General features: G+C 40.5%; 12 protein-coding genes. 11 read left to right on the top strand and 1 reads right to left on the bottom strand.

All coding sequences use genetic code 11. From position 1 onward, the window contains the following. Positions 1–420 precede the first annotated feature (420 nt). Positions 421–1,077, bottom strand: a complete 657-nt coding sequence (locus NFS18_RS11970; RefSeq protein ID WP_251390405.1) for a Crp/Fnr family transcriptional regulator — start codon at positions 1,075–1,077, stop codon at positions 421–423. 153 nt (positions 1,078–1,230) lie between these two features. Between NFS18_RS11970 and larA the strand changes: the two genes are divergently transcribed. The 11 genes from larA to NFS18_RS11920 all read left to right on the top strand — a co-directional run bounded on the left by larA (position 1,231) and on the right by NFS18_RS11920 (position 14,330). Then, positions 1,231–2,511 carry a nickel-dependent lactate racemase gene (larA, locus tag NFS18_RS11965; protein WP_251390403.1) on the top strand — a complete coding sequence of 427 codons (1,281 nt, stop codon included), beginning with the start codon at positions 1,231–1,233 and terminating at the stop codon, positions 2,509–2,511. Between the two features lie 29 nt (positions 2,512–2,540). Next, entirely contained in the window at positions 2,541–3,251 is a 711-nt protein-coding gene (gene larD / locus NFS18_RS11960) for a D/L-lactic acid transporter LarD (RefSeq protein WP_251390401.1), read from the top strand. 100 nt (positions 3,252–3,351) lie between these two features. Next, positions 3,352–3,918 carry an ECF transporter S component gene (locus NFS18_RS11955; RefSeq protein ID WP_251390399.1) on the top strand — a complete coding sequence of 189 codons (567 nt, stop codon included), beginning with the start codon at positions 3,352–3,354 and terminating at the stop codon, positions 3,916–3,918. Between the two features lie 6 nt (positions 3,919–3,924). Continuing rightward, positions 3,925–4,452 carry a uridine kinase family protein gene (locus tag NFS18_RS11950; RefSeq protein WP_251390397.1) on the top strand — a complete coding sequence of 176 codons (528 nt, stop codon included), beginning with the start codon at positions 3,925–3,927 and terminating at the stop codon, positions 4,450–4,452. Positions 4,453–4,651: 199 nt separating this feature from the next. Further along, entirely contained in the window at positions 4,652–5,389 is a 738-nt protein-coding gene (locus tag NFS18_RS19955) for an MATE family efflux transporter (RefSeq protein WP_331477677.1), read from the top strand. A gap of 12 nt (positions 5,390–5,401) precedes the next feature. Next, positions 5,402–6,034, top strand: coding sequence for an MATE family efflux transporter (locus NFS18_RS19950; protein WP_331477676.1), 633 nt, complete (start codon positions 5,402–5,404; stop codon positions 6,032–6,034). A gap of 239 nt (positions 6,035–6,273) precedes the next feature. Next, positions 6,274–8,370 carry a glutamine synthetase III family protein gene (locus tag NFS18_RS11940; protein WP_251390394.1) on the top strand — a complete coding sequence of 699 codons (2,097 nt, stop codon included), beginning with the start codon at positions 6,274–6,276 and terminating at the stop codon, positions 8,368–8,370. Between the two features lie 100 nt (positions 8,371–8,470). Then, on the top strand, positions 8,471–10,186 hold the full coding sequence (locus NFS18_RS11935; RefSeq protein ID WP_251390392.1) for an ammonium transporter: 1,716 nt from the start codon (positions 8,471–8,473) through the stop codon (positions 10,184–10,186). 294 nt (positions 10,187–10,480) lie between these two features. After that, on the top strand, positions 10,481–12,061 hold the full coding sequence (gene asnB, locus NFS18_RS11930; RefSeq protein WP_120105174.1) for an asparagine synthase B: 1,581 nt from the start codon (positions 10,481–10,483) through the stop codon (positions 12,059–12,061). Positions 12,062–12,266: 205 nt separating this feature from the next. Beyond that, positions 12,267–12,743: an Hsp20/alpha crystallin family protein gene (locus NFS18_RS11925; RefSeq protein WP_016439162.1), complete on the top strand. Its 477-nt coding sequence runs from the start codon at positions 12,267–12,269 to the stop codon at positions 12,741–12,743. Positions 12,744–13,046: 303 nt separating this feature from the next. Continuing rightward, positions 13,047–14,330, top strand: coding sequence for an O-acetylhomoserine aminocarboxypropyltransferase/cysteine synthase family protein (locus tag NFS18_RS11920; protein WP_016439161.1), 1,284 nt, complete (start codon positions 13,047–13,049; stop codon positions 14,328–14,330). Positions 14,331–14,348: the final 18 nt, after the last annotated feature.

Genomic DNA, 14,348 nt, shown 5'->3' with positions numbered 1-14,348 from the left:
CCATTTAGAAAAGGAATTAAAAATTTGATGGGCAAACAGCTAAAAATGATAGCTTCCATGGAAAAAATAATCTGTATAGAAACTTAAAAGCTTATCAATAAATGCATGAAATTTGTTTCTCATAAGATGTTATCTCCTTTCTTGTTTTCTTGAGTCGAGTATATCGTATTAAGATATAAATTACTTGCCAAAACAGATAAAAAAGTGGACAAAAGTTGCGCATTCTTTGCGTATATATAAAAATACATATTATATATTAGCCAAATTATTTAAACGTGTTAGAAAAAATCATCAAATGGATTTTTAGAAAAAATATTTAAGACATTCATAAGATTATGTTATACCACAAAAACGTATAAAAAAGCCCCTATCCCATCAATAGGGCAGGGGAGTTGAAGTGACAGAGTCTTTTAGTTGGATTTATTCCGGAACATACTGCTGCATATATACCATGTCCATCACAAGAATCTTCTGATTCTGAATATCAATTATCCCCTGTTCTTTTAACTGGTGTAGGATGCGGTTAACGCTGTTTCTGGTGGAAATACCACAAAAACCCGCAATATCTTCATTTGTAACAGGAAAATCTATAAGCCAACCATTTCTATGTTCTTTCCCAAATTGATGAACTAAAGTATAGAGGAATGCGCAGACGGCACCGGTTCTTCCGTTCATGCTCATCAGTTGTTGTCGTTGGATGGCTTCAGCCAGATTTAAGCGATAGTATTCTTTAACGTAATCTTGGAGTTGCCTATCGTTATTTATATAATTCCAGAATTCAACTCTGGGGATTAAATAAAATGTAGCTTCTTCTGTTTCGACACGAACATTGAATGGAGCTGAAGTATAAATGCTGACCTCATCTCTAAGAAGAGAAATAATATTAGGTCCTTTCAGATAAGCAATGTTAAATTCTCGCCCGTCTTTGAAAATAATACTGGTTTTAACAACGCCCTCCTTGAGAATATAGGTGTACTGCTGCTCAAGCCCGTAATAAGTCAGATAGGCATGGCGTTTACGGGTAATGGTGGGAATATTTCTTTGACTTAAAAAGGATAAAAGATAGCTGTTATTCATCAATAACCTCCTTGTTTTTAGCTCCTCTGTTTATATTTATAAATCAAAGTGCAAAAAACGTCAACAAATGTTAACAAATGTTACTATCAAATGTGGTTTTTGCATGCATTGAAATAGGGCATACTCTGTCAAAAATGAAAGGAGTTATAAATTATGTTTAAAATGGAAGTACCTTATGACAAAAGAATCATGCAAATAAGTCTGGAAGATGAAAATTTAGCTGGAGTACTTGTAGGCAGACAAAGTGATTATGTTTGTGACAAAAGCGAAAAAGAGATTGTGGAGGAATCTTTGAATCATGTCATTGGTTCACAGACATTAGAGAAACTCGCAAAAGGTAAGAAGGACATTGTAATTATCAGCTCTGATCATACTCGTCCTGTTCCATCAAAAATTATTATGCCGATTCTTCTTCGCAGAATTAGGAGTGTGTCACCAGATGCAAGAATCAGAATTCTTGTTGCCACAGGATTTCACCGTCCAAGTACCAAAGAAGAGCTAATTGATAAATACGGAAAAGAAATCGTTGAAAATGAAGAAATTGTCATGCATATTGCGAAAGATGACAACTCCATGAAAAAAATCGGAACTTTGCCAAGTGGAGGTGCATGCATTATCAATAAGATTGCGGCAGATGCTGACCTTCTTATTGCTGAAGGATTTATTGAAGCACATTTTTTTGCAGGATTTTCTGGCGGTAGAAAGTCTGTTCTTCCAGGAATTGCTTCTTATAAAACAATTATGGCGAATCACAGCGGAGAGTTCATCAATGATAAGAACTCACGTACAGGAAATCTAAAGTTTAACCTGGTTCATGAGGATATGGTTTATGCAGCACGCAAAGCTGGACTTGCCTTTATCGTTAACGTAGTTTTAAACGGGGAACATAAGATCATCGGTTCTTTTGCAGGAGATATGGAGAAAGCGCATGAGAAAGGTTGCGATTTTGTGCGTTCTCTGGCATGCGTTAAGAGAGTAGACTGTGACATTGCAATTTCCACAAATGGCGGATATCCTTTGGATCAGAATATTTATCAAGCCGTTAAGGGAATGACTGCTGCAGAAGCAACGCTTCCGGAAAACGGTGTAATCATCATGGTTGCGGGCTGCCGTGACGGTCATGGAGGACAGGATTTCTATGATAATATTGCAAATGTAAAAGAACTGGGCGAATTTCTGGAAAAAGCAATTCATACACCAAGACTAGAGACAGCTCCGGAACAGTGGACCAGCCAGATTCTTGCCAGAATTTTGGTGCATCATAAAGTGATTCTTGTTTCTGATCTTGTAGATCCTAAGCTTGTTTTGGGGTTGCATATGGAACTGGCATCAACAGTGGATGAAGCTTTGAAAAAAGCATTTGCTTTTAAGGGAAAGGATGCAAAGGTCGCTGTCATTCCAGACGGGTTGGGTGTTGTAGTAGAAGAACAATAAGAGAAAATACATGAAAGGATATTTAAGAGATGATACATAATATAATGTCAGAGTTCTTAGGAACTGCCCTGATGATTGTTTTTGGTGTTGGAGTTCATTGTGACGAAGTATTGAATAAAACAAAATATAGAGGAAGCGGACATTTATTTGCGATTACTACATGGGGATTCGGGATTACCATCGTGTTGATGGTATTTGGAGGAGTCTGCATCAATCCTGCAATGGCTTTCGCACAGGCAATTCTTGGCATGATTCCGTGGAACTGTTTTATACCTTATTGTGTGGCAGAATTTCTTGGAGGATTATGCGGAGCATGCATTGTTTATGTAATGTATGCAGATCATTTTAAAGCGAGTGAAAACGTTGTCGATTCGGTGGCAATTCGAAATATATTTTCTACGAACCCCAATATCCGAAATCTTTCGAGAAATTTCTTTGTGGAAGCATTTGATACTTTTGTCTTTTTGTCATCAGTTCTTGGTATTGCAAAATATTCTGAAAAAATGCTTCCTATCGGAGTGGGAATTTTGGTATGGGCAGTAGGTATGGGCTTGGGAGGCCCTACAGGCTTTGCCATGAATCCAGCCCGAGATTTAGGTCCGCGTCTGGCATATACATTATTGCCAATTAAAAATAAGACGGATAATGATTGGCGATACGGATTACTTGTTCCGGGGATTGCGCCTTTTGTAGGTGCTGTATGTGCGGCATTATTTGTAAGAGGGTTTCTTGGAATTTAATATATAATTTCTGATTCAAGATCCCTGTGTAAGTTTAGTTAAACAATTTAAAAAGATACCATATGGTATTGGAAAATGATAGATGAAAGGAGAAAGCCAAATGCATAAAACAACAAAAAAACTTACTTTATCAGCCATGTTTATAGCGGTTGGTATGGTTCTGCCTTTTTTGACAGGACAAATTCAGCAAATTGGAAATATGTTGCTTCTGATGCATCTTCCAGTTATTCTGTGCGGATTGATATGCGGATGGCAGTACGGAGCATTGAGCGGTTTTATTCTTCCGTTTCTGCGTTCGGTTACATTCGGGATGCCGCCTTTGTTCCCTACAGCCATTGCGATGGCATTTGAATTGGCTACTTACGGATTGGTTATAGGATTTATCTATGGACGTTCTCACTGGCAATGTTTGATTTCCCTATATAGATCGCTGATTGCAGCTATGATCGCAGGGCGAATTGTTTGGGGCATCGTCCAGATTGTATTGCTTGGACTTATTGGAAAATCTTTTACATGGCAGATGTTTATAGCAGGGGCCTTGTTAAACGCCGTTCCTGGAATTCTTGTGCAGTTGACATTAATTCCTACTATTATGGTCGCATTAAATCGTACGGGTTTGGTAATTTTTCGGAGAAAGCAGCCGTTAGAAAATTTGGCTGTTCGGTAAATAAAAATGCTGATAAAAGATATTGCAGAATTACTTCTAACCGAAATAAAACAGCGAAGCACGTTGGTGCTCGCCATTGACGGCAGATGTGCTGCGGGTAAAACCACCCTTGCAGCACACCTTGCCGAACTGTGTGATTGCAACGTCATTCATATGGATCATTTTTTCCTGCCCTGGAAACAGAATACAATGGAACGTTCACAACAGGCAGGAGAAAATATGGATTATGTGCGATTTCGTTTTTCTTACCGGCCTTTCAACTGCCATAAGCAGGAAATGGGAAAACCTATTTTAGTATTTCCAAAAAATGTTACAATCGTGGAAGGTTCTTATTCCTGTCACCCGGTTTTAAAAAATTATTACGATTTATCGGTTTTTCTGGATGCAGAAGCAAAAAAACAAATACAACGTATTCGCCTGCGAAACGGTGAGGACGGCGTTCTAATGTTTCAAGAGAGATGGATTCCGATGGAGAACACCTATTTTCATTCGTTCCGTATTCAGGAAAAATGTGATTTATATTTTAAAACTTAAAGAAGACATCAATTTACTTACTCAAGTTGCTTGACATTTAATTTCTATAGATGTATCATCTAACCTCGGAAGGCAAGGGCGTCTTTGATGTGATAGAAAAATCGCATAAAAGGTGTTTTTGCCTTTTTTGCGTTGTAATCCTCAAAAGATGACAAAGCGTCATCTGTACAGTCAGAAGAAAGGAGCGTGAGGAGAGGTTATGATGAATGATTTAACCGTAGGTAAGCCCGAAGCTGTATTATGGAAATTTTGTATGCCTTTGTTTGGAAGCATCGTATTCCAGCAGCTTTATAATATTGCAGACAGTTTTGTTGCAGGAAAGTTTATAGGTGAAAATGCACTGGCAGCAGTAGGGAATAGTTATGAGATTACGCTGATATTTATAGCATTTGCCTTCGGCTGCAACATGGGGTGTTCTGTTATTGTGTCACAGTTCTTTGGAGCGAGAAGATACGAAAATATGAAGACTGCTGTTTATACAGCGATGATTACCAGTGCAATGATATGTATTGTTCTAATGGTTTGCGGTCTGCTTTTTTGCGATTCATTGCTTGGAATGATCAATACACCGGAAGAATTGCTTGGTGATTCTAAAATATATCTGGATATTTATATTTTAGGGCTTCCGTTTGTCTTTTTTTATAATATCGCAACGGGAATTTTCTCAGCATTGGGAGACTCCAAAACACCCTTTTATTTTCTGGCAGCTTCATCCACATCGAATATTGCTGTGGATATCCTGTTCGTTACAGTTTTTCATATGGGAGTAGCAGGGGTTGCCTGGGCAACTTTTCTGTGTCAGGGAGTTAGCTGTGTACTTGCTGTTTTTGTTGTCTTTCGAAGATTGAAAGGAATAGAAACAGACAGGATTCCATTATTTTCATTTGATATTCTAAAAAGAATTATGACAGTTGCAGTTCCGAGTATTTTACAGTAGAGTTTTATCTCTGTGGGCAATATTATCATTCAGGGAACAATTAACGGATTTGGTCCGAGTGTTATGGCTGGATATTCAGCAGCGGTAAAGCTTAATAACCTTGTAATCACTTCATTTACAACCCTTGGAAATGGTATTTCAAATTATACGGCGCAGAATATCGGAGCTGGGAAGCTGCCACGTATACGGGAAGGGTTCAAGGCAGGGATTAAGATGGTCTGGATGCTTAGCGCATCGCTGTTTGTGCTTTATTTCTTTGCGGGAAAATGGGTTTTGTATGCTTTTATTGATGAACCGACTGCATTGACGCTTCAAACAGGTATCGAATTCTTGAGGATTCTGTCCCCGTTTTATTTTGTGATTTCTATGAAGTTTGTTGCTGATGGCATACTGCGTGGAGCCGGAATGATGGGAAAATTTATGGTTACAACCTTTCTGGATCTGATTTTGAGAGTTGGAATTGCTGTCCTGTTATCTCGAACAATTTTGGGAACCACAGGCATTTGGTGTGCATGGCCAATAGGCTGGATTGTTGCAGTTATACTTTCTCTGGCGTTCTATAAATCCGGCAGATGGAATGACCTGGAAAAAGTCGAGTCGGGAAAAAGGATGAGTGAAAAATTAAAAAAAGGGATTGACAAATGATTTTTCCGGGTGTATTATCCAACACGTAAAGGCAAAGGCGTCTTTGAGATGAAATTCTCAGAGGCGCTTTTTACTTTATAAAATCAAAATAGATGCAATTTGATTCAAAAGGCAAGGGCGTCTTGAGTGTTGCTAAAGCATCCGTAGGAAGCTGCCGGTGGCAGGTTCTGCAGGTGCAGGGAAAAGTACCATGAAAGACAACCTTGCCTTTTTATTTTCAAATTGGAAGGAGTGACATTATGAAGAATGTTTCAGAATTTTTTGGATGTAAAGTTTTTGACGACAGAGTGATGAAAGCAAATTTGTCAGCAAAGGTTTATCAATCTTTGAGAAAAACCATTGACGAAGGTGCAAAGCTTGATATTAGCGTGGCCAATGCAGTTGCAGCAGCTATGAAAGACTGGGCAGTTGCAAATGGAGCTACTCACTATACACACTGGTTCCAGCCTCTTACCGGCGTAACAGCAGAAAAGCATGACAGCTTCATTTCTCCATCCCCGGACGGCGGCGTGATTATGGAATTCTCCGGAAAGGAACTGATCAAAGGCGAACCGGATGCATCTTCTTTCCCATCTGGAGGACTTCGGGCTACTTTTGAGGCAAGAGGATATACAGCATGGGATCCTACCTCTTATGCGTTTATCAAAGGGAAAACATTATGTATTCCTACAGCGTTCTGTTCCTATGGCGGAGAGGCACTGGATAAAAAAACTCCGTTGCTTCGTTCTATGGAAGCTTTGAATAAGCAGGCGCTTCGTATTCTTCATCTGTTTGGAAATGATGATGTGAAATGTGTCCGTACATCGGTAGGACCGGAACAGGAATATTTCCTCATTACAAAGGAAATGTATGAACAGAGAAAAGATCTTCGATTTACAGGACGCACTCTTTTTGGTGCGAAGCCGCCAAAGGGACAGGAGATGGATGATCACTACTTTGGCGTGATTAAGCCAAGAGTTGCGGCTTATATGGAAGAACTGAATGAGGAACTCTGGAAACTGGGAATTCTGGCTAAGACAGAACATAATGAAGTGGCTCCGGCACAGCATGAGCTTGCCCCTATTTATACGACAACAAATATTGCGACAGACCATAACCAGTTAACCATGGAGATCATGCAGAAAGTGGCAGCAAAGCATGGACTTGTATGTCTGCTTCATGAAAAGCCATTTGCCGGAGTAAACGGTAGTGGAAAACATAATAACTGGTCTCTTGCGACAGATAAAGGCGTGAATCTGTTATCTCCGGGAGAGACACCGTATGAAAATGCACAGTTTTTATTATTCCTGTGTGCAGTGATCAAAGCAGTGGACGATTATCAGGATCTGCTCCGCCTTTCTGTTGCAACAGCAGGAAATGACCACAGACTTGGTGCGAATGAAGCACCTCCGGCAGTGGTATCTATTTTCCTTGGAGATGAATTAAATGCGGTGCTTGAAGCGATTGAAACGGATACTCCATACGCAGGAACGAAAAAGGCACAGATGAAGCTTGGTGTGGATGTGCTTCCAAAATTCAACCGTGATACTACAGACCGTAACCGTACATCACCTTTTGCATTTACCGGAAATAAATTTGAGTTCCGTATGTTGGGTTCTTCTAACAGCATTGCATGTGCAAACATCATGCTGAACAGCGCAGTAGCAGAAAGCCTGAAAATTTATGCGGATAGACTGGAAAAAGCGGAAAACTTTGAAGATGCATTACATGAAATGATCCGAAAGACCATCAAAGACCACAAGCATATCATTTTCAACGGAAATGGTTACGATGATACATGGATCAAGGAAGCAACGGAAGAGAGAGGGCTTCTCAACTACCGTACAACACCGGATTGTATGCCGCGCCTGCTGGATGAAAAGAATGTACAGATGCTGACAGGCCATAAGGTATTTTCTAAAGCTGAGCTGAAATCAAGATGTGAGATTATGCTGGAAAACTATTGCAAGACAGTGCTGATTGAGGCAAATACCATGATTGATATGGCAAAAACAGAGATTGCTCCGGCGGTAAGTGCATATGTACTGGAGCTTGCCAATACAGCAGCAGCGAAAAAAGCAGTTGATGCTTCTATTTCCTGTAGTTATGAAGCGGGGCTGCTGAAGAAACTGGCAAGACTGGAAGACCAGATTGCGGTTAAAGCCGATGAACTGGATGATGCAGTGATGAAGCTTAAGGATGCCGGAGACATTGAATCAGAATCTTATATGATTCGTGATGTTGTCTTAAGTAAAATGGGTGAACTCCGAGTTGCCTGTGACGAGGCAGAAACAATGACAGCAAAAAAATACTGGCCATTCCCAACCTATGGCGATTTACTGTTTGGCGTAAAATAACGTATCAGCAGGAAAGGACGCTTGCGTATTTTCACCTGATACGTTAGCGATAGAATCGAAGATTCTAGAGCATAAAAAAATACAGAAAGAAGGAATGTTTATGACTTACAGTGCAGTTAACACAATTTGGGTATTGATTGGAGCAGCATTAGTGTTCTTCATGCAGGCGGGATTCTCCATGTGTGAAGCCGGATTTACCAGAGCAAAGAATACAGGAAATATTTTGATGAAGAACCTGATGGATTTTTGTATCGGTACACCAGCCTTTTGGCTGGTAGGGTTCGGGCTGATGTTTGGCAGCGGCTCTGCGATCATAGGAACCTTTGATCCATTGATTCGTGGAGATTACAGTCACATTTTGCCGGCGGGGGTTCCGTTATGGGCATTTGCAATCTTCCAGACTGTTTTTTGTGCGACATCTGCAACAATCGTGTCCGGAGCAATGGCTGAGAGAACAAAATTCAGTGCATACTGCATTTATTCAGCAGCGATTTCTCTTTTAATCTACCCGATTTCAGGGCACTGGATTTGGGGCGGAGGATGGCTTTCACAGATGGGCTTTCATGATTTTGCAGGTTCTACAGCCGTACATATGGTAGGCGGTATCTGTGCATTGATCGGAGCCAAAATTTTAGGACCTCGTATCGGAAAATATGGTAAAGATGGAAAACCACGAGCTATCCTCGGACATAATCTTACTTTTGCAGCACTTGGTGTATTTATCCTCTGGTTCTGTTGGTTTGGCTTCAATGGTGCATCTACTGTAGGTATGGACAGCGATGCTTTGATGGAAACAGCAGGAAGAGTATTTTTCAACACAAATATGGAAGCTGCGGTAGCTTGCTGTACAACTTTAATCTTCACATGGCTTCGTTATAAAAAGCCGGATGTTTCCATGACATACAATGCAGCATTGGCAGGACTCGTTGGTATTACGGCAGGCTGTGATGCAGTAAGTCCGGTTGGTGCAGCCGTAATCGGTGTTGTATGCGGTGTTTTAGTTGTATTATCCGTTGAATTTTTTGATAAGATTGCAAAAATTGATGACCCGGTTGGTGCTGTATCTGTTCATTGTGTATGTGGTGCAACCGGAACAATCCTTACAGGATTATTTGCAACAGGTGTAACAACAGAAGCAGGGCTTTTCTATGGAGGCGGCTTACACTTCCTTGGAGTTCAGGTGGCAGGTGTTCTTTCTGTAGCAGCATATGTTGCGGTTATTATCACGATTGTATTTTTAGCGATCAAATATACGATTGGTCTTCGTGCTGACGCAGAAGATGAAATTGCAGGACTTGATGTATCTGAACATGGTTTATTAACAGCATATGCAGGTTTTGCAATGCTTCCGGATACAGTTACAGCAGAGGATGAGGTTATGCCGGTTATGGTGACGGGCGATGCACCGATGGCAGAAGCAATCCCGGTTAAAAATGTTCCGACTTTTGAAGAAGGGACTCCGAAGTTTACAAAGATTGAGATTGTGTGTAAGGAATCTAAATTTGAAGCATTGAAAAATGCCATGATGAAGCTTGGTATTACCGGTATGACAGTATCTCATGTTTTGGGATGCGGTGTGCAGAAAGGAAAGCCGGAGTATTATCGAGGCGTACAGGTCGAAGCAAATCTGCTTCCAAAAGTACAGGTGGATATCGTAGTCAGTGCAGTTCCGGTTCGTAAAGTCATTGAAACAGCGAAGAAGGTACTTTACACAGGACATATCGGCGATGGTAAAATCTTTGTTTATGATGTAGAAAATGTTGTAAAGGTAAGAACCGGAGAAGAAGGATTTGATGCCCTTCAGGACGTAGAATAAAATCAGAATGGATAGAAACTAAATATTGTAAAGGCATTTGAGAAAAGAGAAGTAGTACAGGTGATCACTTACAGCGAAGGTGGAACAGTGAGAGCCACGCAGCAGAGCCTGTATGAATAACACTTTTTAAGCTGCAATCCGAACAGGATTTCCTTAGTAGGTGCGACGTTACGTCAAGCGTTAATGGCAGAACCATGAAAAGGTTTGGAAATGAGACAAAAGATAGGTGGCACCGCGAGCACAGCACTTGCCCTATAGAATGCTGAATTACTAGATTTACGGAGGTAGATTTATATGTGTTCTATTATGGGTTATTGCAGCCGCAGTGCTGCCTTTGATGTTTTTATGAAAGGATTTGAGAAGACCATATCAAGAGGTCCGGATGATACACGTGTGGTTGAAACAGGTGATGGCCTTCTTGGATTCCACAGATTATCAATCATGGGATTAACTCCATCCGGTATGCAGCCATTTAAGTATGGGAACAGTTATGTGGTCTGTAATGGAGAAATTTATGGATTTGAGAAGCTGAAAGAAGAACTGTCAGTAAAATATACATTTGAAAGTGAATCGGACTGCGAGATACTTTTGCCGTTATATCAGGAATACGGTACAGACATGTTTGACATGATTGATGCGGAGTTTGCCTGCATCATCTACGATGGGGAAGCAAGAGAATTTATCGCGGCAAGAGATCCGATTGGAATCCGTCCATTGTATTATGGATATGATAAAGAAGGTGCTGTTATATTTGCCAGTGAAGCGAAAAATCTGGTAGGACTTGCGGAGAAGATCATGCCGTTTCCACCGGGACATTATTATAAGGGCGGTCAGTTTATCTGCTACTGTGACATTGCTAAAGTAGATACGGTTTGTCATGATGATCTGGAGACAGTCTGCAAGAGTATTCATGATAAGCTTGTGGCTGGCGTGGAAAAACGTCTTGTAGCTGATGCAAAGGTAGGCTTCCTGCTTTCCGGCGGTCTGGATTCTTCTTTGGTGTGCGCGATTGCAGCAAAGAAAAGTAAGGAACGGATTAAGACATTTGCGATTGGTATGAGTGAAGATGCCATTGACTTAAAATATGCAAAACAGGTGGCAGATTATATTGGAAGTGATCATACAGAGGTTTATATGACACCGGATGAAGTGCTTTCTTCGCTGGAAACAGTCATTCAGTTGTTGGGAACCTATGATATTACCACAATCCGTGCATCCATGGGTATGTATCTGGTGTGTAAGGCAATCCATGAACAGACCGATATCCGTGTCCTTTTGACCGGTGAGATTTCTGATGAATTGTTTGGTTATAAATATACGGACTTTGCACCGGATGCGAGAGCCTTTCAAGAGGAATCACAGAAACGAATCCATGAACTTCATATGTATGATGTTCTCCGTGCGGACCGTTGTATCTCCGTAAACTCGCTGGAAGCAAGAGTTCCGTTTGGTGATCTGGATTTTGTAAAATATGTGATGGCAGTAGACCCGGAATTAAAGCTGAATACTTATGGAAAAGGAAAATATCTGCTCCGTCATGCGTTTGAACAGGGTGGTTATCTGCCGGATGAGATTCTTTGGAGAGAAAAAGCTGCATTTTCAGATGCTGTTGGACATTCCATGGTTGATTATTTAAAGGAATATGCACAAAAGCAATATACAGATGCAGAATTTGAAAGAAGATGTAAAAGCTATACCCATGCCAGACCATTTACAAAAGAATCCTTATTATATAGAGAAATTTTTGAAAAGTATTATCCGGGTCAGGCTGAGATGGTTGCAGATTTCTGGATGCCGAACAAAGAGTGGGAAGGATGCGACGTAAATGATCCTTCTGCAAGGGTACTATCTAACTATGGTGATAGCGGAAAATAAAATGAAGTAATGGAAAGATCGAGGCACTCAATCTTGATTGAAAAGACACAAAAAATTCACATAATATGTTAGCACTCACGCTTGACGAGTGCTAACAAAGGTGCTATAACATAATTAGAAACAGGAGAAAGAAAGAACCACGAGTTCATGATTCTTCCTAAACATCCCCAGTTTCAAAATATAATTTGAAAAAGGAGCGATGATTATGTTAACACCTAGTATTTTTGGAGAAAATTTATTTGACGAGTTCTTTGATGATTTCTTTGATTTTCCGGTATTTGATGATCGGGCAATGAAGAAAGCACAGAAAAAACTGTATGGTCGTCATGCTGCAAACATGATGAAAACAGATGTGAAAGAACAGGATGATCATTATGAAGTGGATATCGATCTTCCGGGATTTAAGAAAGAGGAACTTTCACTAGAACTGAAGAATGGATATTTGATGATCAATGCAGCGAAAGGTCTCGACAAAGAGGAAAAAGAAGAAAAGACGGGAAGGTTTGTCCGTCGTGAACGTTACGTAGGCAGTATGAGCAGATCGTTCTATGTGGGCGAGGATATCAGACAGGAAGATATTCATGCGAAGTACGAAAGTGGAGTATTAAGACTGTCTATTCCAAAACAGGAAGAGAAAAAAGCACAGATAGAAGATAAAAAGTATATTGCTATTGAAGGATAAATGCCTTTCATAAAATGATAGTAATGTGAATTTGGCCCGGAGTCATTATGGCTTCGGGCTATTTATATGGAACGATTAACAGAGATATGGAACAAGAATTTTGAAATACCTATTGACATGGTAGGTAAATAATGGATATAATACAGAAAACAAAAACCTACTTGAACGGTAGGCAATAAGGAGCTTGTTATGGGATTTTATTTTGAAAAGCTTGTACGAGAAAACTTTCGTTTTGGTCGAATGTGACAATCCGCAGTAAGCTAATTGAAATCATTGAAATTTATAAACGAAAGGAACTATATTATGTCAAAATACAGATTTGAAACACTTCAGCTTCATGTAGGACAGGAGGCTCCGGATCCTGTTACGGATGCACGTGCAGTGCCTATTTATGCAACCACTTCTTATGTTTTTCACGATTGTGCCCATGCGGCAGCACGTTTTGGACTTACAGATGCCGGAAATATTTATGGACGCTTAACGAACTCTACGCAGGATGTTCTGGAAAAGCGTGTTGCTGCCTTAGAAGGTGGTGTTGCTGCTTTGGCACTTGCTTCAGGAGCAGCTGCAATTACATATACCTTGCAGGCTCTGGGACAAAATGGTGGACACTTTGTTGCACAGAAAACGATTTATGGCGGCAGTTACAACCTGTTGGCACATACACTTCCGGGGTTCGGAATCACAGCTTCCTTTGTCAATATACATGATCTTGATGAAGTGGAAGCTGCTATTGAGGAAAATACAAGAGCGATTTACATAGAAACGCTTGGCAATCCGAACAGTGATATTCCGGATATTGACGCATTGGCTGCGCTTGCCCATAGACATGGATTACCTCTTGTGGTAGATAATACCTTTGGTACACCGTATTTTATTCGTCCAATTGAACATGGGGCTGATATTGTGGTACATTCTGCTACAAAATTTCTTGGAGGTCATGGAACTACTCTTGGTGGGGTCATTATAGATTCAGGCAAATTTGATTGGACTGCTTCAGGTAAGTATCCAGCCATCGCTGAACCGAATCCAAGTTATCATGGCGTTTCTTTTGTAAAAGCTGCAGGGCCAGCAGCCTTCGTTACTTATATCCGTGCAATTCTGCTTCGTGATACAGGAGCAACCATTTCTCCTTTTGCAGCGTTTTTTTTATTGCAGGGAATCGAAACACTGTCGCTGCGTCTGGAGCGTCATGCAGAAAATACGAAGAAGGTGGTAAAATTTTTAAACGCTCATCCACAGGTTGAAAGAGTGAACCATCCATCTCTTCCTTCCCATCCTGATTATCCGCTTTATCAGAAGTATTTCCCGAATGGTGGAGCATCTATTTTTACATTTGATATTAAAGGGGGAGTGGAAGAGGCTTACAGGTTTATAGATCATCTGCAGATTTTTTCATTACTTGCAAATGTAGCTGATGTGAAAAGTCTTGTGATTCATCCTGCGACTACAACACACAGTCAGCTTTCGCCGGAGGAACTGGCTGAGCAGGAAATTAAGCCAAATACAATCCGGCTTTCTATTGGAACAGAACATATAGAAGATATTATCAATGATTTACAGCATGGGTTTGATGCGGTAGAATAAGTAAAGGAGAGTGTTTGA

Source organism: Mediterraneibacter agrestimuris (assembly GCF_943193195.1).
In the GTDB taxonomy this organism is placed as follows: domain Bacteria; phylum Bacillota; class Clostridia; order Lachnospirales; family Lachnospiraceae; genus Schaedlerella; species Schaedlerella agrestimuris.
This window is presented reverse-complemented; position numbering and strand designations above follow the sequence as displayed.